The sequence below is a fragment of the Streptomyces sparsogenes subsp. cuspidosporus genome, from assembly GCF_039532705.1.
Taxonomy (GTDB): Bacteria; Actinomycetota; Actinomycetes; order Streptomycetales; family Streptomycetaceae; genus Streptomyces; species Streptomyces sparsogenes.
This window is the reverse complement of sequence record NZ_BAAASD010000016.1, coordinates 32,669-57,412: the sequence shown is the minus strand read 5'-3', so window position 1 is coordinate 57,412 and position 24,744 is coordinate 32,669. Positions and strand designations below refer to the sequence as shown.

The following is a 24,744-nucleotide window of genomic DNA, read 5'->3' as shown; positions in this document are numbered from 1 at the left end:
CCGGGTGGTGCACGTCGGCGCGTCCCCCCGCGCGCCGACGTGCGACGGGCGCCGACCTGCCATCCCCCGTCGAGCAGGTCGGCGGCCGGCCCCCGAGGCGCCGCTCCGGTGCTCGGCCGGAGCCGCTGAGAACACTCTGCCGCAGCGGACTTGCACCAAATCTTGAAGAAACCTTGGACCGTCCGGCACGCGGGCCCCCGGATTCGCGAGAAGATCAGGGAGGTCGGGGGACAAGCAGGGCATGGGGTGGGAGTCTCGTATGGAATTCCGGGTCCTCGGCCCGGTCGAGGCGTGGGCCGGCGACCGGCACATCGACCTCGGGCACGCCAAGCAGCGTTGTGTGATCGCGGTGCTGCTGGTGGAAGCGAACCGGGTGGTACCCGCCGGGCAGCTGATCGACCGGGTGTGGGGGGAGGAGCCCCCGGCGTCCGTCCGCAGTGTGCTGTACGGGTACGTGGCGCGGCTGCGGGCGGCGCTGCGCGCCCTCGAAGAGGGCGGGGGCACGGCGGCGGGGCCGGCCCGGCTGGCGCGGCGCGCGGGCGGCTATGTGCTGGAGGTGGCGCCCGAGCTGGTGGACCTCCACCGGTTCCGCGCCCTGGTCGCCGAGGCCGCGGCCATCGAGGAGGACCAGGCCCGCGCCGCGGAACTGCTGCGCGGCGCGCTCGGCCTGTGGCGCGGGGAGGCCCTCTCCGGGCTGTCCGGCGACTGGGCCGGGAACACCCGGGAGCGGCTGGGCAGCGAGCACATCGCGGCGCGGCTGGCCCTGGGCGACACCGAGCTGGCGCTGGGCCGGCACGCCGAGTTACTGGCCGACCTGCGCGGCCTGTCCGCCGCCCACCCGCTGGACGAGCGGGTCGTACGACAGCTCATCGTGACCCTCTACCGGTGCGAGCGGCAGGCCGAGGCGCTGGAGGTGTACACCCGCACCCGCGAGCGGCTGGCCGAGGAGCTGGGGGTCGATCCCGGCCCCGAACTCCAGGCGCTGCACCAGCGGATCCTGGTGGGCGACCTCGATGTGCGCGCCCCCGCGCCGGCACCGCCCCCACCGCCGCACTCTTCGGCCCCCGCCCCGGCCGCTTCCGCCGCCCCACCGCCACCCGCGCCGCTGGACCACAGCGGACCGCGGCTGGTCCCCGCCGAACTGCCGCGCGCGGTCCCCGGCTTCACCGGCCGCGTCGAGGCGGTCGCCCGGCTGCACGCGCTCTTACCCGCCGGCGACCCGGCCCCGGACACCGGCACGGTGGTGATCTCCGCGATCGGCGGCTCCGCGGGCGTGGGCAAGACCGCCCTGGCCGTCCACTGGGCCCACCAGGTCCGCGAGCGGTTCCCCGACGGCCAGCTCTACGTCGATCTGCGCGGCTTCGACGGCAACCGCGAACCGCTCCGCCCGCGCGACGCCCTCGGGCAGCTGCTGCGCGGCCTGGGCCTGACCCCGCAGGAGATCCCCGCCGACGAGGACGAGATGCTCCGCCGCTACCGGTCCCTGCTGGTGGACCGGCGGATGCTGATCCTCCTGGACGACGCGGTCTCCGCCGAGCAGGTGCGTCCGCTGCTGCCCGGCGGGGCCTCCTGCCTGACCCTGGTGACCAGCCGCAACCGGCTCGGCGGCCTGGTCGCGCGGGAGGGCGCGCACCCCCTCGTGCTCGATGTGCTGGCCCCCGGCGAGGCCCACGCCCTGCTGATCGCCGTCCTCGGGGAGCCGCGCGTGGCGGCGGAGCCGGACGCCGCGGCCGAACTCGCCCGGCTGTGCGGCTGCCTCCCGCTCGCGCTGCGGGTGGCCGCGGCCCAGCTGGCCTGCGAGCCCGGCCGGAGCATCGCCGACCTGGCGGCCGAGCTGGCCGAGGGCAGCAGGCTGGCGGTGCTGGAGCTGGAGGACGACGAGCGGTCCGCCGTCCGGGCCGCCTTCGATCTGTCGTACCGCGCCCTCGACCCCCGGGCCCGGTTGCTGTTCCGCCGTCTCGGGCTGGTGCCGGGGCTGGAGTTCGACGCCGGCGCCGCGGCGGCGCTGCTGGACGACACCGGGCGGCAGGCCGCGGGGCTGCTGACCACTCTCGCCGGGGCGCACCTCGTCGAGCAGCGCGGCGAGGGCCGTTACGGCCTGCACGACCTGCTGCGCGAGTACGCCTGCGAGCGGGGCGAGGCCGACGACCCGGCGGAGGAGTCGGCGGCGGCGCGGGACCGGCTGTACGCGTGGTACCTGCTCGCCGCGGACACGGCGGGGCGGATCCTCTATCCGCAGATCCCCCGGCTGCCGCGCAAGATGGTCGGGGTGGCCGGGGCGGCCCCGGCGGACCCCACGTCCCTGGCGGTCCCCGCGTCCTGGCCGTCCCGTGCGAACTCGGGTGGCTCTGGTGGCTCGGATGCGCCCAGCGCCCCGTTCGCCGCGGGCTCCGAGACCCTGCGCATCCCGCCGGTGCGGGAACCCGTGCGGCCGGCCGACGAGATCGAGGCCATCGTGTGGCTGGAGACCGAGCGGGCCAACCTGCTGGCCGCGGTCGAGCGCACCGCACGGCAGGGGCCGCGAGCGGTGTCCTGGCACCTGACCGACGCGCTGCTCGGCTATTTCTGGCTGTGCCTGCCCCGAGGGACCTGGCACGTCACCGCGCGGAGCGCGCTGGACGCCGCGGTCGCCGAGGGCGACCGGCGCGGCGAGGCCGCCATGTACTACAACATCGGCTTCGCCCTGTGGGACCTCGGCGTGCTCGGCGAGTCCGCGCTCCACCACAACCGCGCCATCGAGCTGCACCGGGCCCTCGGCTGGCGTCCCGGCGAGGCGGCGGCCCTCGGCGGCCTGGCCTATGTGGAGTGGGAACAGGCCCGGCTGGACGACGCGCTCCGGCACTTCGACGCGGCGCTGGCCATCCTGCGCGAGCTGGGGCAGAGCGACGCCGAGGCGTTGGCGCTCATCGGCGTGGGGCTGGTCCACCGGGACATGGGCCGGCTGCCCGAGGCCGTGGGCGACCTGGAGGCGGCCCTGAGCATCCGGCGCAAGGCCGGAGTCCGTTACGAGGCCAACCACCTGGACAACCTCGGCATCGCCTACTGGGAGGCCGGCCGGCTGCGCGAGGGCCTGGACATCCTCGCCGAGGCCCTGGCCATCAACGAGGCCGTGGGCTACCGCAACGGCCACGCGGTCGCGCTCCAGGTCACCGGCCGGATCCACCTGGAGTGCGGGCGCCACGAGGAGGGTCTCGACCACGGCGAGCGCGCGCTGCGGCTCGCCCTGGACACCGGCAACCGCCGGATCCAGGCCGACGCACTCAACACCATCGGCGAGGCGCACCGGCGCGCCGGGCGCGGCGAGCGGGCGGCCGAGAGCCACGAACGCGCGCTGCTCGCGGCGCGCGCCGCGCACAACCGGCGCGCGGAGGCGGACAGCCTCCTGGGCCTGGCCGCCGCCTACCGGGGCCTCGGCCACGCCGACGCCGCGCTGGCCCGGGCGGAAGAGGCCCGGCAGTTGGCGCGGCGCTGCGGCTTCCGGCTGGTCGAGGGGCAGGCCCTCACCGAACTCGGTGCGCTCCACGCCGCCGCCGGGAGGTACGGGGAGGCGCTGGCCCGCGCGGCCGAGGCGGTGTCCGTGCAGCGCGAGACGGGCCACCGGCTGGGCGAGGCCCGGGCCCTCGACATCATCGGCCGCGTCCCGGACACGGTGCCGGGAGCGGTGGGGGGAGACGCGCCGGGGGCCGGGCCGGACCTGACCTCGGGCGAGAGGGGCCGGGCGCACGCGGCCAGGCGCCGCGCCCGGGAGATCTACGCCGACACCGGCGCGGCGGAGGGCTCCTGACGCCGCGCCGCCCCGTGCCGCGCCGCCGCCCCGGGCCGCGCCGCGCTTGGGAGGTCTAAGCCGACACCGGTGCCGGGGAGGGCTCCTGACGCCGCGCCGGGCGAAGGCGGGACGCCGGGCCGGGCCGCGCAGGGCCACCCCGCGCAGGGCCGCCGCGCGCCGCGCCGCCCCGTGCCGCGCCGCCGCCCCGGGCGAAGGCGGCGCGGTCAGATGTCCTGGCAGAGCCGGCGGGCCTCGGCGAGGCTCTTCTTGACCTTGCTGTCGCCGAAGTCGTAGGTCATGGCGTGCTGGCTCTGGAGCCGGAGCATGGTGTCGGCCAGCGGCTTGTACCGGTCGTCGCCCGCGGCCGCCGCGGCGGACAGCGTGAGGGCCGCGCCGAAGCGATTGAGCGCGATCTCGCCGTCCGCCCCCTTGGCGGTGTACTTGGACCCGTCGAACCCGCTCAGCGCGCGGCACGCGTCCCGCGCGTCGCCCGCGGCGTCGTTGGCGGAGACGTCGTCGCCGCTGACCGCCCAGGCCACGCCGACACCGGCGCCGCCGAGCAGCACCCCCACGAGCAGCGCGGCGACCAGGGGACCGCGGCCCCGGCGCGGCGGCGGCGACAGCGGGGCGTCGGATGGCGGTATCGGGCCGGGAGCAGGCTGCTGTGACGACATGCGGTCAAGATAGCTGGTCAGCGGGGCTCCGATGGGGCCGGGCCGCCCCGGGCCCAGGCACGCGACGGCCACGTCGGGCGAGTGCCCGGCGAGCAAGTTGCCCGGCAAGCAATGGCTGTCGGGCGTCGGGCGCGTCGGGCGACGGCCCCGTCACGCGATCCAGCGGTAGCGGCGCTCCGGCCGCCCCGTGCCGCCGTAGCGCAAGGTGACCTCGGCCCGCCCCGTCTCCGCGAAGTACTCCAGGTAGCGGCGCGCGCTCACCCGGGAGAAGGCGCCCGCCTCCGCGCACTCCGCCGCCGACAGCCCCTCGGAGTGCTCGCGCAGGGTGCGCTCGACGAGGCTCGCGGTGTGCGCCGCCAGACCCTTGGGGAGCCCCCGGGACCGGGAGCCGCGCGGCCGGGTGCCGAAGATCTGGTCCACGTCCTCCTGGCTGGCCTCGTCCAGCGTGTCCAGGCGGGCCCGCAGGGCGGCCGCGTGCCGCAGCTGCTCCTGAAGGGCGGTGCGGTCGAAGGGCTTGATGAGGTAGTGCAGCGCACCCGCGCGCAGCGCCTCGCGCACGGCGTGCGGGTCCTTGGCGGCGGTGATGAACAGCGCGTCCACATGGCGGTGTTCCTCCCGGGCCCGCATCCGGCGCAGCACACTGATGCCGTCCATGTCCGGCAGATACACATCCAGCAGGACCAGGTCGGGGCGGAGCGCGTCGGCGGCGCGCAGCGCCTCGGCGCCCGTGTGGGCCACCCCGGCGACCGTGAAGCCGTCCAGCGCCGCCACATAGCGGCTGTGCAGCTTGGCCACCATGAAGTCGTCGTCGACCACCAGCACTCTCGTCATCGAACGCGCCTTCCCCGTTGCCTTCCCCGTGTACGCAACGACCACAAGGTCTCTTAATACCGAAAGAGAGACAGCGCGTTAACCCGCGGGCAACATGTGGCGCGCCTCACACCGACACCCACGCAAGGACAGAAAGGCGGTGTCACCGTGCTCTCCAGTCCGCGTCTGCGCACCCCGCTCGCCATATTCTCGGCGGCGCTGATCGTGCTCCTCGGGCCCCCGCTGCTCAGCTCCGGCAGCGGCTCCGCCAGCGGCACCCACATCCCCGGACTGCGCCTGATGGTGCCCAACACCCCCGGCGGCGGCTACGACATCACGGCCCGTACGGCGGCCAAGGCAGCCGAGGACGCCGACCTGAGCCGCAACATCGAAGTCTTCAACCTGCCCGGCGCGGGCGGCACGGTCGGGCTGAGCCGCCTGGTGGCCGAGCGCGGAAACGGCAAGCTCGCGATGTCCATGGGCCTGGGCGTGGTGGGCGCGGTGCACACCAACCACGCCCCGTCCACGCTCGCCGACACGACGCCCATCGCGCGGCTCACCCAGGAGCCGGACATCGTGGTCGTGGCCAAGGGGTCCAAGTACCAGGACTTCGGGCAGCTGGTGGCGGACTGGCGCGAGAAGCCCGGCTCGCTGCCGGTGGGCGGCGGCTCCTCGCCCGGCGGTCCCGACCACCTGGCCCCCATGCTGATGGCCAAGGCCGCCGGGATCGCCCCGAAGAAGGTCAACTACATCCCCTACGACGGCGGCGGCGAACTGCTCGCCTCCGTGCTCGGCGGCAAGGTGGCCTTCGGCGTCTCCGGGGTCGGCGAGTACCTCGACCAGATCGAGGCGGGCGAGCTGCGGGTGCTCGCGGTGACCAGCGAGAAGCGGCTGCCGGGCCTGGACGCGCCGACGCTGAGGGAATCCGGGCTGGACGTGTCCTTCACCAACTGGCGCGGCATCGTCGCCCCGCCCGGTCTGACGGACACCGAGCGCGACAAGCTGATCGACCTGATCACCAAGATGCACGCCTCCAAGCAGTGGAAGGAGGCGGTCCGGCGCAACCGCTGGACCGACGCCTTCATGACGGGGGAGGACTTCGGACGCTTCCTGACCGCCCAGGACAGGCGCGTGGACACGGTGCTGAAGGAGCTGGGATTGTGACGGACCACCACACCGACGCGACCGCCGACACCGACGCGACGGCCGACACCGACGCGACGGCCGGCACCGACGGGACCGCCGACCCGACCGGCACCACCGGCACCGCCGACACCGTCAACGCCCCCGGCAGCGGTCTCAGGGCGTTCCTGCGCGGCCGCTCCGAACTCGGCGTGTGCGCCCTGCTGCTGGCCATCGGCGTCCTCGTCCTCACCGACGCCCTCACCATGGACACCGACTTCGCCCAGCGCGGCCCCGTCGGCCCGAGGACCGTGCCGATCGTCGTCGGCGTCGCCCTGCTGGTCGTCGCCGTCCTGCTGGCCGTGGACGTGCTGCGCGGCGGCAAGGGCGAGGCCGAGGGCGGCGAGGACATCGACCTGAGCGCCCCCGGCGACTGGCGCACCGTCCTGCTGCTGTCCGGGGTCTTCCTCGCCAACGCCATCCTCATCGAGCCGCTGGGCTTCCCCATCTCCGGCGCGCTGCTCTTCTGGGGCTCGGCGTACGCCCTCGGCAGCCGCGCCTTCCACCGCGACCCGCTGATCGCGGCCGTCCTGTCCACGCTCACCTTCTTCGTCTTCGACCGTCTGCTCGCGGTGCCGCTGCCCGGCGGCCCGCTGATGGAGGTGCTGTAACGCGATGGATTCCCTCTCCTCCCTCCTCGACGGCTTCGGCACCGCCCTGAGCCCGGTCAACCTGCTGTGGGCGGCGGTCGGCGTGCTGCTGGGCACCGCCATCGGGGTGCTGCCCGGCATCGGCCCGGCCATGGCGGTCGCGCTGCTGCTGCCCGTCACCTACGGGCTCGACCCCACCGCCGCGTTCATCATGTTCGCGGGCATCTACTACGGCGGCATGTTCGGCGGCTCCACCACCTCCATCCTGCTGAACACCCCCGGCGAGACCGCCGCCGTCGTCGCCGCCATGGAAGGCCATCCCATGGCCCGCTCCGGACGCGGCGCCCAGGCCCTCGCGGCCGCCGCGATCGGGCACTTCGCGGGCGGCATGATCGGCACCTGTCTGCTGGTCTTCCTCGCCCCGACCGTCGCCGACCTCGCCGTCGACATCGGCGCGCCCGACTACTTCGCCATCATGGTGCTGGCCTTCATCGCGGTGACCTCCGTGCTCGGCAGCTCCCGCGTCCGCGGCTTCGCCTCCCTCCTCATCGGGCTCACCATCGGCCTGGTGGGGCTGGACCAGATGACCGGCCAGCAGCGGCTCACCTTCGGTTCCCTCGAACTCGCCGACGGCATCGACGTCGTCATCGTCGCCGTCGGGCTCTTCGCCATCGGCGAGGCGCTGTGGGTGGCCCTGCACCTGCGCCGCCGCCCCGACGAGCCCATCCCGGTCGGCCGCCCCTGGCTCGGCAAGGCAGAGCTGCGCCGCACCTGGAAGCCCTGGCTGCGAGGCCCGGCGATCGGCTTCCCGTTCGGCGCGATCCCGGCGGGCGGCGCGGAGATCCCCACCTTCCTGTCGTACGTGACCGAGAAGCGGCTCTCCAAGCACCGCGACGAGTTCGGCAAGGGCGCGATCGAGGGCGTGGCCGGTCCGGAGTCCGCCGCCTCCGCGTCCGCCGCGGGCACGCTGGTGTCCATGCTCACCCTCGGCCTGCCCACCACCGCGGTCGCCGCCGTGATGCTGGCCGCCTTCCAGCAGTACGGCATCCAGCCCGGCCCGCTGCTCTTCGAACGCGAACCCGACCTGGTGTGGGGGCTGATCGCCTCCCTGTTCATCGCCATGGCGATGCTCCTGGTGCTCAACCTGCCGCTGGCTCCGGTGTGGGCCAAGCTGCTGCGGATCCCGAGGCCGTACCTGTACGCGGGCATCCTCTTCTTCGCGGCGATCGGCGCGTACGCGGTGGGCGGCGAGCCGCTGGACCTGGTGATCCTGCTGATCATCGGTCTGCTGGGGCTGCTGATGCGGCGTTACGGCCTGCCGGTCCTGCCGGCGGTGATCGGCGTCATCCTCGGCCCGGCGGCCGAACAACAGCTCCGGCGGGCCCTCCAGATCAGCGACGGCAGCGTATCGGGCCTGGTCAACACGCCCTTCGCGGTGACCGTGTACGTGGTGATCGCGCTGATCCTGTGCTGGCCCTGGGCCAAGCGGCTGGTGCCGCGCGGGCGCGCGAAGGCGTCCTGATCGTCCTCACGGCGGGCCGTGGCACACAATGGATGCCACAAAACCGCCCGCACGCCCTGGAGACCGGCCCGTGGCCCTGCAGATCACCGTCGACCCGGATTCGGCGACGGCCCCCTTCGAACAGATCCGTGCCCAGATCGCCGACCAGGTGCGCTCCGGGACCCTGCCGGTGGGCTACAAGCTGCCCACCGTACGCGGCTTCGCCGGGGAGCTGGGGCTCGCCGCGAACACCGTGGCCAAGGCCTACCGCGCGCTGGAGTCGGACGGGGTGATCGAGACCCGTGGCCGCCACGGCACCTTCGTCGCCGCCGCGGGCGACGCGGCCGCCCGCGAGGCCGCGAGCGCGGCGGCGGCCTACGCCCAGCGGGTCCGGCGGCTCGGCCTGGACCGGGCCGTCGCCCTCACCGCCGTCGAGGAGGCGCTGCGGGCGGCTTACGCCGACGGGTGAGCCGAGGAACCAAAGGTGTGTCAGAGCGTCAAGGCCGCACAGTATGGAGTCGAGGAGACACCGTGCCCCCTGCCACAGTCACCGGTGCCACAGCCATCGGCGCCAAAGCCGTCGTCCGGCGCCCCAGCCCCCGGCTCGCCGAAGGGCTCGTCACCCACATCGACCGCGAGCCGGTGGACGCCGCGCTGGCGCTGCGGCAGTGGGAGGTCTACGTCGTGGCGCTGCGCGCCCACGGCTGGGAGCCGGTGGAGGTGCCCCCGGCGGACGACTGCCCGGACGGCGTGTTCGTCGAGGACACCATGGTCGTCTACAAGAACGTCGCCCTGATCGCCCGCCCCGGTGCCGCCGCCCGGCGCGCCGAGATCGCCAGTGCCGAGGAGGCGGTCACCGCGCTCGGCTGCTCGGTGAACCGGATCCGCGAGCCCGGCACCCTGGACGGCGGCGACGTCCTCAAGATCGGTGACACCCTCTACGTGGGGCGCGGCGGCCGCACCGACGCCGGCGGCGTACGGCAGCTGCGCGCCGTCTTCGAGCCGCTCGGCGCCCGGGTGGTGGCCGTCCCGGTCAGCAAGGTGCTCCATCTCAAGTCGGCGGTCACCGCCCTCCCCGACGGCACGGTCATCGGCTATCCGGCGCTGGTCGACGACGTGCGGGCGTTCCCGCGCTTCCTCGCGGTCCCCGAGGCGTCCGGCGCCCACGTCGTGCTGCTCGGCGGCGGCAAACTGCTGATGGCCGCGAGCGCGCCGAGGAGCGCCGAGCTGTTCGCGGACCTCGGGTACGAGCCGGTGCCCGTGGACATCAGCGAGTTCGAGAAGATGGAGGGCTGTGTGACCTGCCTGTCGGTGCGCCTGCGGGACCTGTACGCCTGACAGGGCGTCTGCACGCCTGACAGGGCGGTACGGCCCCTACAGGTACAGCCCCGCGTCCGCCTCGGCCGGCTGCGCGGGCACCGACGCGGGCCGGGTGCCGCGGCGCAGCGCGAACAGCTCGGCGAGCGTCGCGCCGTCCCGCGCGATGCCCTCCTCGCTGCCCAGCCAGCCGACGGCCTCCGCCCGGGTGAGCCGGCCCACCTCGATCCTGGCCAGACAGCGACCCGGGCGGACCACGGCCGGGTGCAGCCGCTCCAGGTCCTCGTTGGTGGTCACCCCGACGAGCACGTTCCGGCCCTGGCCGAGCAGCCCGTCCGTCAGGTTCAGCAGCCGGGACAGGGCCTGACCGGCCGTATGCCTGGCCTCGCCGCGGATCAGCTCGTCGCAGTCCTCGAGCAGCAGCAGCCGCCAGCGGCCCTTGGCCGAGCCCTCGTCCTCGCCGATGGCGATGTCCATCAGATAGCCGACGTCGGAGAACAGCCGCTCCGGGTCGAGCACGCAGTCCACCTGGCACCAGTCCCGCCACGAGCGGGCCAGGGTGCGCAGCGCGGAGGTCTTGCCGGTGCCGGGCGGGCCGTGGAGCAGCAGGAGCCGGCCCGCGATGTCGTCCGGGGTGACCTTCATCAGCCCGTCCATGGCCTCGGCGACCGGGGCGGTGTAGTTGCCCCGGATCTCCTCCCACGTCCCGGCGGAGATCTGCCGGGTGGTGCGGTGCGGGCCGCGCCGCGGGGAGACGTACCAAAAGCCCATCGACACGTTCTCCGGCTGGGGCTCCGGCTCGTCCTCCGCGCCGTCGACCGCCTGGCGCAGCACCTTCTCGGCGAGTTCCTCCGCGACGGCCGTGACGGTCACGTCAGCGCCCTGGTTCCACCGGGACACCAGCAGCGTCCACCCGTCGCCCTCGGCGAGGGTGGCGCTGCGGTCGTCGTCGCGGGCGGCGCGCAGCACCCGCGCGGCGGGCGGCAGCAGCGTCTTGCCGGACTTGACCCGGTCCACGGAGTGGCTGCGGGCGTACGGCTGCTCGCCGGTCGCGAACCGCCCGAGGAAGAGCGCGTCCACGACGTCGGACGGGGAGTCGCTGTCATCGACGTTCAGCCGGATGGGGAGCGACTGCTCCGGGGGTGTGGTGGGCAGGGCCTGCCTCCTGGAAGACGGGACGGGACGAGACGGGAGGAGCGGGGCGGTGCGTCGGTCAGCGCACTCCCGAGCCATGATTCAGCACGAAGGGCCGTCGCGCACCCGGGTTTACGGGCGTTTACCGAGCTGTTCTCGAAGAAGCCCGCCGAATGGGGGCGTTCATGGATAGTTCTTACCCGATACAGGGCGTCATACAGCGGGTGTCATACGGGTGGGCGTCATGCGGGTGGACTCTCCCACCGTGGGAGAGTCCACCATGAGGGCGGATCGTCCCCGTCCAGGAGAGCACGGCATGACCACGGTGACAGACATCGACGCCCGCGGTACGCGGCACTGCGAGACCACAGCCTCGGGGGTGCTGCTGCGCCACCAAGGGCTCGATCTGTCCGAGCCCATGCTGTTCGGCCTCGGCTCCGGCCTGTCCTTCGTCTACTGGGACAGCAAGAACATGGGCTTCCCCTTCCTCGGGGGACGGGTCAAGCCCTTCGAACTCACCCGGAACCTGGCCGCGAGGCTCGACCTGGAACTGGTGGTCCGGGAAACCACCTCGCCCCGCAGGGGATGGGAGAACGTGGTGGCGGCCATCGACGCCGGCCGCCCTGCCGGACTGCAGCTCGACAGCTACCACCTGGACTACTTCACCTCGAAGGCGCACTTCGGCGGCCATATCGTCGCCATGTACGGCTATGACGACCAGGACGCCTACCTGGTGGACACCGATCAGCAAGGCGGGGCGGTCTCCACCAGCCTGGCCGGCCTCGCCCGGGCCAGGGCCGCGCGCGGGCCGATGAGCGCCAAGCACCGGTCGTTCACCCTCACCGCCCCGAGGAGCCTGCCGTCCCTCCGGAGTCAGGTCGTCGACGCCATCACCGCCTGCGCCGACGCCTTCCTCCACCCGCCCATCGCCAACCTCGGCCACCGGGGCATCGAGAAGGCCGGGAAGCTGGTCCGCACCTGGCTCCAGCGCACCGACGACCCGCGCCGGGACCTGCCGCAGGCCGCCCTCCTGATGGAGAAGGCCGGCACCGGCGGGGCCCTGTTCCGCAACCTCTACCGTGACTTCCTCGCCGAATGCGCCCCGCTGCTCGACAGCGGCCACCTGCGCACCGGCCACGGGCTGTACGCCGAGGCGGCCCTGCTGTGGACGGAAGTCGCGGCGCTGATCACGAAGGCCGGTGAGTCGGGCGATGAGCGGTGCCTCGCCCAGGCGGGCACCGTCCTGGGCGAGCTTTCACGCATCGAGCGCGAGGCCATGCGGGCCCTGAGCCGCCTGGAGCGGTGAGCCGCACCGTTCCTGACGCGCAGTCCTGAGCGAAGTTCATCGATACGACCAGAAGATTTTCCCAACTACACGCATAGACCCTTCGTTTCGGCGGGATGACATATCCATGTCACGCCGGGCGCAGGCGATACCGCGAGCGACGTGACAGACGGTTTCGAACACGATTGCCCCCTTAGTGGGCGGTCGTGTCGCACCAGCATCGGCAGCAGTCCTGCTAAGGGAGACTGAATGAAACTGTCCAGACTCACGGCCACCGCCTGTTCCTTCGTGGTCGGCGCCGTGCTCGCCCTCACCGGCGCCGGCGCGGCCCAGGCCGCGGAGAGCGCCGCGGCGCCCGCCTATGTGGCGCTCGGCGACTCCTACTCGTCCGGCGTCGGCTCCGGCAGCTACGACTCCGCCAGCGGCAGTTGCAAGCGCAGCACCAAGGCCTACCCCCGCCTCTGGGCCAATGCGCACGCCCCCTCCAGCTTCACCTTCACCGCCTGCTCCGGCGCCAAGACCGGCGACGTCCTCAACAACCAGCTCGGCCCGCTCAACTCCGGCACCGGCCTGGTCTCCATCTCCATCGGCGGCAACGACGCCGGCTTCGCCGACGTCATGACCACCTGTGTGCTGCCCGGGGAGGACAACTGCCTCACCGCCGTCGCCAACGCCCGCAGCTACGCCCAGAACACCCTGCCCGGCAAGCTGGACCAGGTGTACAACGCGATCAGCTCCAGGGCGCCGTCCGCCCGTGTCGTCGTCCTCGGCTACCCGCGCTTCTACAAGCTCAACGGCGACTGCCTCGCGGGGCTCACCGAGAGCGAGCGCTCCGCGATCAACAACGCCTCCGACTTCCTGAACTCCGTCATCAAGGGGCGCGCCACCGCCCACGGCTTCTCCTTCGGTGACGTCGCCACCCCGTTCACCGGTCACGAGATCTGCTCCGGCAGCGAGTGGCTGCACAGCGTCACCTGGCCCATCGACGAGTCCTACCACCCGACCGCCGCGGGTCAGTCCGGCGGCTACCTCCCCGTCCTGAACGCGGCCGACGGGATCTGATCAGCTGTTTGCTTGTAGTACGCCACCAAACGCGAAATGTCGCGTCATGTGAGAGCGGGAGGCCCCGGACGTCCGTCCGGGGCCTCCTCGCATGGGTCAGCCCATGGCGGACGCCGCCCCCCTGAGCACCAGCCCGCAGCCCAGCGCCAGCACCACGGCGGCCGTGCCGACGGGCGAGGCGCGGTGCAGGAGCCGCAGCACCCGTCGACCGGGGCCGCCGTCCCCGGCCCGGGCGGCCAGCCGCCGCGTGGCCCGGTGCCCCAGGCGCACCACCGCGACCCCGGCCAGCGTCAGCGTCAGCGCCAGCCCCGCCCCGTAGGCCAGCACCAGCAGGAACCCGAACCACGCCTGCCCCAGCGCCGCCGCGCCCACCAGGACCACCACGGCGGACGGGCTGGGCACGAGCCCGCCGGCGAAGCCGAGGAGGAGGGTGCCGCGCAGCGTGGGACGGCCGGAGGGATGTGAGTGGTGATGGTGATGAGGCTGATGGTGGTGGTGGTGATGCGGTTGATGGTGGTGGTGATGGTGTACGGAACCGCGACGCACCCGCAGCGCCGTGCGCAGCAGTCCCGCTCCCGCCAGCGCCACGAGCACCCCGCTCGCCACGCCCAGCCACGCGATCACGGCCGGGGCGGCGGCCGACCCCGCCGTGACCAACAGGCCCAGCGCGAACACGCCGAGCGTATGGGTCACCGTCACCGAAGCCCCGAGCGCCAGCACGTCGCGCATCGCGGTGCGCCCGCCCGCCGCCGCGGCCGCCGCCATGAGCGTCTTGCCGTGGCCCGGGGCGAGCGCGTGCACCGCGCCGAGCAGCATCGCGGTGGCGAAGGCGGTCACGGCGAAGAACGGAGTGATGTCGTGCCGCGCCACCAGCGCGGTGAGCGCCTGGGTCCAGCGGTCCACGCCGCGCGGCAACACCCCGCCGCCGGGCGCCTCCTCCGCCCCCTCCGCCCCCTCCGCGACCTCTGACGCCCCGGCCGCCCGCGAGTCGGCGAGCGGCGGGCCGCCCGGCGCGGTGCGCAGCGCGGCGGCCCGTTCGTCGGGCGGAGAGGAGAGCCGGCCCTGCGGATAGCGGGTCAGCCGCCGGGAGGGCGAGGACCTGGGCACATCGGAGGCCACCAGCGTCATACGGTCCCCCTGAGCGGTCATCTCCCGCCAGCCGGGCCCCGTGCCGATGTCCGCCGGGCGGTACGCGAGCGAGGCGCGCCCGCCGCGCGGCAGCGCCGCCGTCAGCCGGCACTCGACGCGCAGCGTCGGCAGCCCGGCCTGCCCCGCCCGCGCCAGCGCCTTCGCGCCCCGGCTCCGTACGGACACCTCCCGCCCCCGCAGCGCCAACCGCGCCCGCCGCGCCGCGCCCGCGCACCGCCGGTCCGCCCAGGCGTCCAGCTCACGGCGCGACAGCTCGTCGTCGCCGTTCCGGTCGATCCGAGGTTTCGCCTGCGCGGCCGGGATCTCCGCCAGGTCCTCGACATGGTCCACCCGCAACTCACCCGGCGCGACCACCAGCCCGTCGTAACGGTTGACGGTGAAGTTCCCCAACGGATGCGCCACGGCATCCGTCGCGGGCGACACCACGACGGCCGCCGCCCCCAAGAGCACGGACACGACGGCGCCGACGCGGCGGGCGCGCCGGATCAGCCGATTCATGGACGGATACCTCCTGGCGGTCATCGGGCGGCGTCCAGCGCCTTCAGCGCCGCCTTCGCCGCGCGGGCCGCCGTGGGGGAGAAGGCCGGGTTGAGGTCGAGGGCCGCGGTGAGGTGGCGGCGGGCGGCGGCGGGGTCGTCGAGGGACTTCTCGATGACGCCGCGGTGGTAGAGGAACGCCGCGCCGCGGTAGCCGGGCGCCGCGGCGGACTTGGCGTAACGCAGCGCCTCGCGGTCGCGGCCGGCCCGGTGGAGCGCCCAGGCGAGGGCGTCGGCGGTGTGCACGCTGTGGCGTCGGCCCCACTCGGCGCGGGCCGCCCGCAGCGCCTCCGTCCGGTCGCCGTGGTCCGCGGCGATCAGCGCGCTGTCGAGGTCCGTGGCCACACCGTTGGCGCGCGCCAGGTCGATCCAGGTGGCGGCCACGTCGTACTGCTCGCGGGCCCGCGCCCGGTCCCCGAGGGCCTCGTACACCTCGCCCAGGGCGGCGAGTTCGGCGGGCAGCGGGTAGCGCCGTACGACCTCCTCCAGGTCGCGGGCCGCGCCGGCGAGGTCGCCGGTCGCGGCGCGGGTGCGGCCGCGGCCCTCCAGGGCGGGGAGGTGACGGGGATCGGCGCGCAGCGCGTCGGCGTAGTGGGCGCGCGCCCGGGGGAACCGGCCCTGGCTCCAGGCGAGCTGCCCGAGCGCCGTGGCCACGTACGCCACGTCGCCGGGCGCGGTCGCCGACTTCCGCGCCCGCAGCAGCACCCGCCGCGCCCCGGCCGGGTCGCCGCGCAGCTCCAGTACGTAGGCGAGGCGGGTGAAGGCGGGGATGCCGGGGCGCCGCGCGTCGGCGCGCTTCGCGGCCGCGTACGCGTCGTCGTACCGGCCGAGTTCGACGAGCGCGTCCACCCGGACGGCCAGCGCCCGTTCGTTGTAGGGGTTGACCTCCAGCGCCCGGTCCGCGTCGCGCAGCGCGCCCCGGAAGTCGTGGCGGGCGGCGGCGAGCGCGGCGCGCCCGGCGAGGGCCGGGTCGTTGTCGCGCGGCTGGGCCGACAGGGAGCGGGCCAGGGCCTTCTGCGCCTGGGGGTAGCGGGTGGGGTCCCCGGTGGTGCGGGCCTGCTCGACGTAGGCCGCGCCGAGGGTGGCCCAGCCGGCCGCGTCCCCGGGCCGGGCGCGCAGATGGGCCTGGAGCGTGCCGATGCTCTTGTCCAGGTCCGCGGAGCCGACCCGGTCGAGCGCCGCCCGCCCGGCGGGCAGCACGGCCCCGGTCCGCCCTCCTCCGGACGGGCCGTCGCCGTGCTGTCCGCCGACCGCGAACGCGGCGGCCGTGAGGCCCGTCGCGAGGGTGACGACGACGGCGGTGGTGCGGACGAGGTGCCTCATGGGCATGGTGGCTGCCTTTCGGGTACGCGGCGGGCGGGGACGCGAGGGACGGGCGGGCGGGGCGAGACGGGCGGGCGGGAGGCGGGCGGGGCGATACGGGCGGGCGTGGTGTCGTCGGGGAGTACGTACGGAAGCGGGCCGGTGCTCGCCGGTCGTGGTGGGTGGGGGACTCCGGCCCGCCCCGCCGGTCCGCTCAGTGCCTGCGCGTGTGCACCCGCACCGGCCCCCGGCGGCGTCGGCGCCAGGTCAGCCCGGCGGCCAGCAGCAGCACCGCCGCGCCGCCCGCGGCGGCGGACGTGGCCAGCAGGGTGTTGTCGTCCTTGCCGGCGGCGGTGGCGGTGACGACGCCGGAACCGCCGTTCAGTAGGGTGCGGCCGTTCGTCGCGGTTGTGGCGCTCTTGGTGGCGTTCTTGACGTCCGAGCCGGAGTTGGGCAGCCCGACGTACGGGAAGGAGCCGCCGAACCGCTGGTCGTTGGCGTCCACCGCGTCGCCCAGGTCGTTCTTCTGCCCGAGCAGCTCGCCCTCGACGACCTGGAGCGCGATGTCCAGGACGTCGTCGGTGAGCCGGCGGCCATTCGGGAAGCCGGCGTTGTCGCCGTCCAGGACGCCGAGGCGCTTGGGCTTGGCCGTCGGCTTGACGGAGGTGTTCAGCCGCAGCATCTCCGAGGCCTTGACCCCCGGGGCCTGGTTGAGCTCGGGCACCCCGGTGAGGAAGACCTGTTCGAGGTCCTTGCGCGGCGCGGCCGGCGCCTTGAGCTTGAAGATCTGCTCGATCAGCTCGGCCAGCTCGGGGTCGTCCACGTTGTCCAGGAACTGCCCGTCGTCCTTCGGCTTGGACGCGTTGAACCTGTCCTTGTCCTTACGGGGATTGACAACCTCGTTGACGAGCGGCATCCCGAGCCGTGAGACCTGTGTGTAGTCGCCGTAGGCGTTCGCGCGCTGGGTGGTGGACCACACGCCGATCACCGGCTGTTCGTGGGACTCCCGCAGCTGGTCGCTCGGCACCTGGAGGGCGAGGGACTGGACGTTGTAGCCCCCCAGCGTGTCGTTGCCGACCTCGGACAGATCGCCGCCGTAGAGGAGGTCGAAGACCCGCAGATCGGCGAAGAACGGGTCGTCGGCCTGGCCGGCGAAGGCCGTGGCCCCGCCGTACACCTTCCGCACCGCCTGGTCGCGCAGGGCCCGGTAGTCCGGCATGGACGCCTTGCCCACGTTCGAGGGGGCCACGACCAGGTCGTCGGCCACCTTGGCGCGGTGGACGGCCCTTCCGTGGCGCAGCTTGATGAGCTCGATGTCGTACGTCTGGAAGAAGTTCAGGTCGTGGTCGTCGAGGGAGGTGACCGGGCCGGTGTTGTAGAGGAAGGTGTCCTCGTCGCGGACGTGGTCCTTGAAGGTCCAGCGGTAGATGAGGTCTTCCCGGGCGTCGCCGTCGTTGTCGACGCGCAGGTCGTACTGGGCGTCCTCGGCGAACTTGTAGAAGTTCGGGCCGCCCGACGGGTCCTGGAACGGCAGGAAGTTCGCGAGCAGGGTCGTCGTGTCCGCCTTGTCGGGGCTGACGAACGCGTACACGTCCGTGGTGTCGTACTCCGGTTGGCCCGAGATCAGGGGCGCCTCGCGGTGGCTGGAGGCCTCCGCCGCCCCGGGCCCGAGCGCGGCGACACCGGCCACCGCGAGCCCTCCCGCGACCAGCGTTCCGCACACGAGCGCGGCCACACTCCTCTTGGTGATTGAGGTCATCTGGGTCGGTCCTTCGTACGTGTGGTGGACAGGCTGATGCCGGCTATTCGGAGCGGCCGGCCGACCGGATTGGTCGGGCGGCGGATTTTTTCGGCGGGCGTCGCGAAGCGATCGAAGACGGGGCACCGAGACGGATGGCAGGAAGCGGGGTTTGCCGCGTGAGTGTGGAGCAGGCGGGAGAGCGGGACCCGGTGCGCGGGTGGGCGGGCGGACAGGAGCGCGCGGGAGCGCGCGGGCGCGGCCCCGACGACCTGCTGCCGCTGGTCGTCCGCGGCGACCACCGCGCCTTCGAGGAGCTGTACGGGATGGTCTCGGGCCCCGTGTACGGGCTGGTGCGCCGCGTACTGCGGGACCCGGCGCAGTCCGAGGAGGTCGCCCAGGAGGCGCTGCTCGAGGTCTGGCGCACCGCCGCGCGCTTCGACCCGCGCCGCGGCTCCGCGCTCGCCTGGATCCTCACCCTCGCCCACCGCCGGGCCGTGGACCGGGTGCGCTCGGCCCGCTCGGCGGCCGACCGCGAGGCGCGCGTCGGCGGTCAGGCCGAGGGCCCGGCCTTCGACCAGGTCGCGGAGGCGGTCGAGGGGCGGCTCGAGCGGGAGTGGGTGCGCGGCTGTCTGGCCCGGCTCACCGAGTTGCAGCGGCAGTCGGTCACCCTCGCCTACTACGAGGGGTACTCCTACCGGGAGGTCGCGCATCGGCTGGCCATACCGCTGGGGACGGTCAAGACGCGGATGCGGGACGGGCTGACGCGGCTGCGCGAGTGCCTGGGAGCGGCGGTATGAGCACCGACGGGACCCCCGGCGGGGCCCCCGGCCCGACCCCCGGCCCGACCCCCGGCGGGACCCCAGCCCCGGCCCCCGGCGGGACCCCTGGCCGGGCCCCCGGCGGGACCCCTGGCCGGGCCCCCGGCGGGACCCCTGGCCGGGCCCCTGGCGGGTCCGGCGACCGGGCGGCCGACTGGATCTTCGCCCGGGCGGCCGAGCGGGCCCCGGCGTACCGGGGCGGCAGGGGGCGCAAGGCGCACACGTCGGCCGCCGCGTACGCCCTCGACGCGCTGGAGCCCCGGGAACGGCGCCGGTACGAGCGGCATCTGGCCCGCTGCCCGGGGTGCGCCCGGGACGTGCGGGAACTGGCGCAGGGCGCGGTGCGGCTGGCGCGGGCGGTCACGGCCCCGGCCCCGCCCGGGATGCGGGACCGGGTGCTGGCGGCCGCCCGGACCACCCCTCAGGAGGCGCCCTCGGCCGCCGCCGGCGGACCCGCCGGCCAGCCGGCCCGCGCCGCCCGCGCGGGCCGCCCCGGGCCCGGCGGGCGACGGGCGCGCGCCGCGGGCCCGTCCCCGTCCTTCCGGCGCCCCGCGTTCGGCCTGCGGCTCTCCGCGGCCGCCGCCGCGCTGTCCCTGGCCGCCGCGGTCGTGCTCGGGGTCGAACTGGCCCGCACCCGCGAGGAGCTGGACCGCGCGCGGGGCGCGACACGCGCCGTCGAGCAGGTGCTGTCGGCGCCGGACGCCCGCGGCGTGAGCGGGCGGGACGCGCGGGGCCGCGGCATCAACGCCGTCACCTCCCGCCGGCTCGGCGCGGCCGTGGTCACCGTCTCCGGGCTGCCCGCGCCGCCCGAGGGGCGCGCCTATCAGCTCTGGCTGATCGACGCGGGTCCTGGCGGGTCCGCCGCGCCCCGCCCGGCCGGTCTCCTCAAGGGCAGCGGGGAGGGGGACCCGCTGGTCACGGGCGGCTTCGGGGCGGACACCGAGCGCCTGGCGGTGACCTTGGAACCGGCCGGCGGCTCGCCCCGGCCGACCACGAATCCGGTCGTGCAACTCGCCCTGGGTGATCCATGATTCGCGGTGAACGCGTCAACGCCCTTGACGTGAAGGTGAATCAGCGACCGGGGGTGCGTGGGTGACGGCTCGCCGAGGTAGGGTTACTCTGCCCGGGGCGGGTGCCCTCGTACGGGTGGGGAGTGACAATGGAGCAGATAACAGTACGCAGCAGGCCGCGCGTGCCTGCCATCACCTGCGGGAGCGGTTCGACCAGCGCCCGCCTCGACCGCCATCTCGCGGTGCTGGCCGGCCCTGCCGTGCCGCAGCGGGAGGCGGAGGGTGCGGCGGTGCTGATGCAGGAGCTGACCGCGCGGGACCACGCGCGCACGGAGCGGAACAGGGGCGCCAGGGTCTCGCTGTTCGCGCCGCTGCGCCGACTGCGCCGTTCGCTGTTCGGCAGCCGCCACTGACCCGTGCGGCCCGTCCGGCCCGCTCCAGCCGGTGAGGCCGTGCAGTGACTTTGTGGTGCATACAGGACACCGACACGCCATGACCAGGCGTGTCGGTGTCCTGCGTTCCCCCACAACCCTGTATCGACAACCCTGTATCAGGGACGACCCACCACCGCGAACCGGGGAGCGGCGCTCACACCAGCGCGAACTGCCCGCCCGGCCCCTCCTCGTGATGATCCAGTACGGACGCCGGGTGGCGGGCCGCGCCGGGCACCGGCAGCACGCCCGCCTCGCCCAGCTCCGCCGGACCGATGCGCGGCCCGGCGGCCAGCCGCTCGGCCAGCGCCCGCCGCGCCGGGCGCAGTTCGGCGAGCAGCGCCAGCACGGTGATCAGCTCCAGCAGCTCGGACGTCCACTCGCGCGGCCAGGCGGCCGGGACGACGGCCTCCAGCGTGCCGGGCTCGCCCCGGGCCGTACGGCGCTCGAACCAGCTCTCCAGCACCCGCACCCCGCCCGCGTGGAACTCCCACGCGGCGCGCGGCACCGGTGCGACGCGGCCCGCGCCGAGGTGCAGGGCCGCCTCCTCCGGGTCGTACGCGAGGGTCCCGGGCAGACCACGCTCGGGGAGCGCGGCGCGTACGTAGGGGCGCTGACCGCCCGGCAGGCGCGGGCGTTCGCCGCTGCGCGCCCCGCGCGTATGCAGCCACAGCGCCCGGCGGCCCAGCTCCACGCCCGCCTCCCAGGTCTCCGGGTCGGCGGCCAGTGGCACCGCCCAGCCCTCCGGGCGGTGACCGGCGCAGGCGGCGACCCAGGCCAGGAAGTCCTCGGCGCCCACCGGCCGGGCCAGCCGGGCGGCGAGAAGGCCGAGCAGCCCCGGCGCCAGGTTGGGCTCGCGCCCGCCGGGGCGGCGGTAGAGCGGCCGGATGCGTCCGGGGCGGCCGGCGGGGGAGTGGCCGTCCGGCAGCAGCGCCGAGAACGTCAGCGTCGGGGCCGGGTCGGGGCCGGCCCCCTCGACGGCGTGGATCTGCCGGTCGTCGGCCACCCGCCACAGCTCCGGCCGGGCGGCGTCGATCAGCCGGTGATCGGGGATCAGCCACTGCTGGTCGTACGGCCCGTGGGCCACCCGCACCGGCTCCGGGCACCGCCCGCTCTCCAGTGCCAGCGGGGCGGTGGAGGTTCGCTGCCCGGGCAGCTGGGGCACCGCGCTGCGCAGCGTCCGGGAGCGGCTCGGGCGGAACAGCGCCGCCCGCCCGCCCTCGTCACCGGCGGCGACCAGCCGCTCCCAGCGCGCCTTGAGCACCGCCGGGTCCGGGCCCAGCACCCACGCCCGGCCGAGCCGCAGCGGCCCCACCGACCAGGGCATCAGGTCCGCCAGCAGCGGCGCGTCGGCCCATACGGCCCGGTCGGCCGCCCCTGTGGCCCGTGTCGCCGTCACGCCGCAGCCCTTCCCCCGGCACTTGCTCCCGCTCCCACCCCGCATCGTATCCACGCCCGCGCGGCGCGAAGGGGCCGCCGCCCGGCGGCGGTCACTCCGCGTCGAGGGTGACCGTGAACGAGAAGCGGTCGCCCCGGTAGTGGATGCGGGCCACGTCGACCGCCCGGCCCGCCTCGTCGTAGGTCACCCCGGTGTAGTGCAGGATCGGGCTGAGCAGGGGCACCTGGAGCAGCCGGGCCGTCTCCGGGTCGGCCAGCCGGGCCTCGACGGTGTCCGTGATGCGGCTGATCCGCACGCCCACGGCGTCCCGCAGCACCTTCGTCATCGGCCAGCGCGCCAGGTCGTCCACGTCGATGCGCTCCGCGACCTCCGGGCGGACGAAGTTCTCGGCCCAGTTGGTCGGCTCGCCGCCCGCCGCGTCGCGCCGCAGCCGCCGGTAGGCCATGGCCTCGCGCAGCCCCGGGAAGTGCTCCGCCAGCTCCGCCGGTACGGCGGCGGGCCCGTGGCCGAGCACGGTCGTCCGCTCGCCGGACTGCTGGGCCACGATCGCGTCCACCGAGCCCAGCAGCCGCACCGGCGCGCCGCGCCGGGCGCTGGGCTCGATGAAGGTGCCGCGCCGCCGGTGGCGGCTGATCAGCCCCTCCGACTCCAGCTCCTTGAGCGCCTGGCGCATGGTCAGGACACTGACGCCGTAGTGCTCGGCCAGGCGGTCCTCGGGGGGCAGCCGCAGCGGCTCGTGGGGGCCGCGCCCGAGTATCGAGGCCCGCAGGGACTGCGAGACCTGGTACCACAGCGGCAGTTTGCGGTTGAGGGTGAGGGAGTCGGGGGCGAAGGAGGTCACCGGAAGTGCCGCTCCAGGCCCCGCCACACGTCGTCGTACCCCTGCTGGAGGTGGTCCGCCTCCAGCGCCTGCCGAGTGGCCGCCACCGGCCAGCGGGTCTCGAACATGAAGGCCAGCCCGTCGTCGACCTTGTGCGGCGCCAGCTCGGCGGCGCTCGCCCGCTCGAAGGTCTCCCGGTCCGGGCCGTGCGCGGACATCATGTTGTGCAGCGAGCCGCCGCCGGGCACGAAGCCGCCCGCGCCGGCGCGCTTCGCGTCGTACGCGCCCTCGATCAGGCCCATGTACTCGCTCATCACATTGCGGTGGAAGTACGGCGGCCGGAAGGTGTCCTCGCCCACCAGCCAGCGCGGCGCGAAGACGACGAAGTCCACGTTGGCCAGGCCAGGGGTGTCCGAGGGCGAGGTCAGGACCGTGAAGATCGACGGGTCGGGGTGGTCGTAGCTGATGGTGCCGAGCACATTGAAGCGGCGCAGGTCGTAGACGTACGGGACGTGGTTGCCGTGCCAGGCGACGACGTCCAGCGGGGAGTGGTCGTAGGTCGCCGACCACAGCTCGCCGCAGAACTTGTTGACCACCTCCACCGGGCCCTCGACGTCCTCGTACGCCGCGACCGGGGCCAGGAAGTCCCGCGGGTTGGCCAGCCCGTTGGCGCCGATCGGGCCCAGGTCGGGGAGGGTGAAGGGGCGGCCGTGGTTCTCGCAGACGTAGCCGCGCACCTCGGGGTCGAGCGGCTCGACGCGGAAGCGCACCCCGCGCGGCACCAGCGCCACATGGCCCGGCTCGGCGCGCAGCCGCCCGAACTCGGTGCACAGCAGCAGCCCGCCCCGCTCGGGCACGATCAGCAGCTCGCCGTCGGAGTCGCTGAACACCCGGTCGGTCATGGGCGCGTTCGCCGCGTAGAGGTGGATCGCCATGCCCTCCCGGCGGGCGGGGTCGCCGTTGCCGCCGAGCGTCCACAGGCCGGCCAGGAAGTCGGTGCCGGGGGCGGGCTCGGGCAGTGGATCCCAGCGCAGCCGGTTCGGGTCCGGGGCGCACTCGGTGAACGGCGCGCCGCGCAGTGCGCCGCCCGCGACCCGGACGAAGGGCGGGTGCGCCGCGGAGGGGCGGATGCGGTACAGCCAGGAGCGGCGGTTGTGGGCGCGCGGCTCGGTGAACGCGGTGCCGCTCAGCTGCTCCGCGTACAGCCCGAGGGGGGCGCGCTGGGGGGAGTTCCGGCCGACCGGCAGGGCGCCGGCGACGGCCTCGCTGCTGTGTTCATTGCCGAACCCGGGGGAGTGGGCCAGCCCTTCGGCCGTCTTGCGCGCCCGCTCGATGTCCGTCCCGCCGCTGTCCGTTCCGCCGCTCATCGTCCGGCTCCCGCCACTCGGCCCACTCGTCTCACTCGGCTCACTCGTCTTTCGGCGCAGTGATTCCATGTCGTGATTCCTATGTACGACCATAGGAATCGAAAGCGGGGTGAGTCAATGATCGGGCAGGATGGTGGCGTGCCCATACCGCCCCTCCGCCGCGCCCCGGTCCAGCGCCGCAGCGCAGAACGCCTCGGCCGGATCCTCGACGCCTGCGCCGAACTCCTCGACGAGACCGGTTACGAGGACCTGAGTACCCGTGCGGTCGCCGAGCGCGCCGGCGTGCCCATCGGGTCCGTCTACCGCTTCTTCTCCAACAAGCGCGCCATGGCCGAGGCCCTGGCCCACCGCAATCTCGACGAGTACGCCGCGCGCGTCACCGAGCGGCTCGCCGCGTCCGCCGCGTCCGGCGCGGACGGCGGCGGCTGGCGGGAGGCGATGGACGTGGTGGTCGACGAGTACCTGGCCATGAAGCGCGGGGCGCCGGGCTTCGCGCTGGTCGAGTTCGGCATGCCGGTGCCCGTGACCGCGACGCCCGACCAGCCCAACCACCTGGTCGCGGACCGGCTGCGGGAGCTCCTCGGCGAGCGGCTCGGCCTGGAGGAGTCGGGCGAGGCGGGGGAGCGGGTGCGGGTGGCCTTCCTGCTCGCCGTCGAGGCCGCGGACGCGCTGCTGCGGCTCGCCTTCCGCGTCCACCCGGAGGGCGACCCGGTGATCGTGGCGGAGACGAAGGAGCTGCTGCGCGCGTATCTGGCCGGCGTGCTGGACTGAACACCCGCCACCCTCCCCCCACATGCCTACCAGTCGGTAGGGTGAGGGGCCATCGCGTCACCGCCGCCGCCGTCCCCGG

21 protein-coding genes are annotated in these 24,744 nt (G+C 74.6%); 12 read left to right on the top strand and 9 right to left on the bottom strand.

What is annotated here, in order from left to right; translation table 11 throughout:
• Positions 1–259 precede the first annotated feature (259 nt).
• On the top strand, positions 260–3,784 hold the full coding sequence (locus ABFY07_RS20240; RefSeq protein ID WP_346175842.1) for an AfsR/SARP family transcriptional regulator: 3,525 nt from the start codon (positions 260–262) through the stop codon (positions 3,782–3,784).
• Positions 3,785–3,990: 206 nt separating this feature from the next.
• Here ABFY07_RS20240 and ABFY07_RS20235 read toward each other — a convergent pair whose 3' ends face one another.
• Positions 3,991–4,440 carry a hypothetical protein gene (locus tag ABFY07_RS20235; protein WP_346175841.1) on the bottom strand — a complete coding sequence of 150 codons (450 nt, stop codon included), beginning with the start codon at positions 4,438–4,440 and terminating at the stop codon, positions 3,991–3,993.
• Positions 4,441–4,590: 150 nt separating this feature from the next.
• On the bottom strand, positions 4,591–5,271 hold the full coding sequence (locus tag ABFY07_RS20230; RefSeq protein WP_346175840.1) for a response regulator: 681 nt from the start codon (positions 5,269–5,271) through the stop codon (positions 4,591–4,593).
• Positions 5,272–5,418: 147 nt separating this feature from the next.
• On the opposite strand from ABFY07_RS20230, the gene ABFY07_RS20225 reads away from it, so the two are divergent.
• From ABFY07_RS20225 to ddaH, 5 genes are all read left to right on the top strand, one after another.
• A complete protein-coding gene (locus tag ABFY07_RS20225) occupies positions 5,419–6,414 on the top strand; it encodes a Bug family tripartite tricarboxylate transporter substrate binding protein (RefSeq protein ID WP_346175839.1) in 996 nt (331 codons plus the stop codon).
• Positions 6,411–7,043 (top strand): tripartite tricarboxylate transporter TctB family protein, encoded by a 633-nt coding sequence (locus ABFY07_RS20220; RefSeq protein ID WP_428836969.1) that lies wholly within the window; start codon positions 6,411–6,413, stop codon positions 7,041–7,043. The genes ABFY07_RS20225 and ABFY07_RS20220 overlap by 4 nt, the downstream gene beginning before the upstream one ends.
• Positions 7,044–7,047: 4 nt before the next feature.
• On the top strand, positions 7,048–8,544 hold the full coding sequence (locus tag ABFY07_RS20215) for a tripartite tricarboxylate transporter permease (RefSeq protein ID WP_346175838.1): 1,497 nt from the start codon (positions 7,048–7,050) through the stop codon (positions 8,542–8,544).
• Positions 8,545–8,614: 70 nt separating this feature from the next.
• On the top strand, positions 8,615–8,992 hold the full coding sequence (locus tag ABFY07_RS20210; RefSeq protein ID WP_346175837.1) for a GntR family transcriptional regulator: 378 nt from the start codon (positions 8,615–8,617) through the stop codon (positions 8,990–8,992).
• Between the two features lie 62 nt (positions 8,993–9,054).
• Positions 9,055–9,861 (top strand): dimethylargininase, encoded by an 807-nt coding sequence (gene ddaH, locus ABFY07_RS20205; protein ID WP_346175836.1) that lies wholly within the window; start codon positions 9,055–9,057, stop codon positions 9,859–9,861.
• Between the two features lie 36 nt (positions 9,862–9,897).
• Here ddaH and ABFY07_RS20200 read toward each other — a convergent pair whose 3' ends face one another.
• Positions 9,898–11,073 (bottom strand): DUF5925 domain-containing protein, encoded by a 1,176-nt coding sequence (locus ABFY07_RS20200; RefSeq protein WP_428836968.1) that lies wholly within the window; start codon positions 11,071–11,073, stop codon positions 9,898–9,900.
• Positions 11,074–11,290: 217 nt separating this feature from the next.
• Between ABFY07_RS20200 and ABFY07_RS20195 the strand changes: the two genes are divergently transcribed.
• Together ABFY07_RS20195 and ABFY07_RS20190 are read left to right on the top strand one after the other, a co-directional pair.
• On the top strand, positions 11,291–12,280 hold the full coding sequence (locus ABFY07_RS20195; RefSeq protein ID WP_346175835.1) for a BtrH N-terminal domain-containing protein: 990 nt from the start codon (positions 11,291–11,293) through the stop codon (positions 12,278–12,280).
• Positions 12,281–12,508: 228 nt separating this feature from the next.
• Positions 12,509–13,321 carry an SGNH/GDSL hydrolase family protein gene (locus ABFY07_RS20190; protein ID WP_346175834.1) on the top strand — a complete coding sequence of 271 codons (813 nt, stop codon included), beginning with the start codon at positions 12,509–12,511 and terminating at the stop codon, positions 13,319–13,321.
• 96 nt (positions 13,322–13,417) lie between these two features.
• Here the strand turns inward: ABFY07_RS20190 and ABFY07_RS20185 are convergent, their stop codons facing one another.
• The 3 genes from ABFY07_RS20185 to ABFY07_RS20175 form a co-directional block, all read right to left on the bottom strand.
• Positions 13,418–14,968, bottom strand: a complete 1,551-nt coding sequence (locus ABFY07_RS20185; RefSeq protein WP_346175833.1) for an urease accessory protein UreH domain-containing protein — start codon at positions 14,966–14,968, stop codon at positions 13,418–13,420.
• Positions 14,969–14,988: 20 nt separating this feature from the next.
• Positions 14,989–16,335, bottom strand: a complete 1,347-nt coding sequence (locus ABFY07_RS20180; protein ID WP_346175832.1) for a tetratricopeptide repeat protein — start codon at positions 16,333–16,335, stop codon at positions 14,989–14,991.
• Between the two features lie 187 nt (positions 16,336–16,522).
• Entirely contained in the window at positions 16,523–18,067 is a 1,545-nt protein-coding gene (locus tag ABFY07_RS20175; protein WP_346175831.1) for a DUF4331 domain-containing protein, read from the bottom strand.
• A 191-nt stretch (positions 18,068–18,258) separates the two neighbouring features.
• On the opposite strand from ABFY07_RS20175, the gene ABFY07_RS20170 reads away from it, so the two are divergent.
• The 3 genes from ABFY07_RS20170 to ABFY07_RS20160 all read left to right on the top strand — a co-directional run bounded on the left by ABFY07_RS20170 (position 18,259) and on the right by ABFY07_RS20160 (position 20,290).
• Positions 18,259–18,846, top strand: a complete 588-nt coding sequence (locus tag ABFY07_RS20170; protein ID WP_346175925.1) for a sigma-70 family RNA polymerase sigma factor — start codon at positions 18,259–18,261, stop codon at positions 18,844–18,846.
• A complete protein-coding gene (locus tag ABFY07_RS20165; RefSeq protein WP_346175830.1) occupies positions 18,843–19,898 on the top strand; it encodes an anti-sigma factor in 1,056 nt (351 codons plus the stop codon). Before ABFY07_RS20170 ends, ABFY07_RS20165 begins: the two co-directional genes overlap by 4 nt.
• A 128-nt stretch (positions 19,899–20,026) precedes the next feature.
• The gene (locus ABFY07_RS20160; protein WP_065957963.1) at positions 20,027–20,290 is read left to right on the top strand and encodes a hypothetical protein; all 264 of its coding nucleotides are present in this window, start codon (positions 20,027–20,029) and stop codon (positions 20,288–20,290) included.
• A 175-nt stretch (positions 20,291–20,465) separates the two neighbouring features.
• Here the strand turns inward: ABFY07_RS20160 and ABFY07_RS20155 are convergent, their stop codons facing one another.
• The 3 genes from ABFY07_RS20155 to hmgA all read right to left on the bottom strand — a co-directional run bounded on the left by ABFY07_RS20155 (position 20,466) and on the right by hmgA (position 23,894).
• A complete protein-coding gene (locus ABFY07_RS20155; protein ID WP_428836967.1) occupies positions 20,466–21,707 on the bottom strand; it encodes a type ISP restriction/modification enzyme in 1,242 nt (413 codons plus the stop codon).
• 91 nt (positions 21,708–21,798) lie between these two features.
• Positions 21,799–22,548 carry a GntR family transcriptional regulator gene (locus ABFY07_RS20150; RefSeq protein WP_346175829.1) on the bottom strand — a complete coding sequence of 250 codons (750 nt, stop codon included), beginning with the start codon at positions 22,546–22,548 and terminating at the stop codon, positions 21,799–21,801.
• On the bottom strand, positions 22,545–23,894 hold the full coding sequence (gene hmgA / locus ABFY07_RS20145) for a homogentisate 1,2-dioxygenase (RefSeq protein ID WP_065957957.1): 1,350 nt from the start codon (positions 23,892–23,894) through the stop codon (positions 22,545–22,547). The genes ABFY07_RS20150 and hmgA overlap by 4 nt, the downstream gene beginning before the upstream one ends.
• 117 nt (positions 23,895–24,011) lie before the next feature.
• On the opposite strand from hmgA, the gene ABFY07_RS20140 reads away from it, so the two are divergent.
• Entirely contained in the window at positions 24,012–24,665 is a 654-nt protein-coding gene (locus ABFY07_RS20140) for a TetR/AcrR family transcriptional regulator (RefSeq protein WP_346175828.1), read from the top strand.
• Positions 24,666–24,744: the final 79 nt, after the last annotated feature.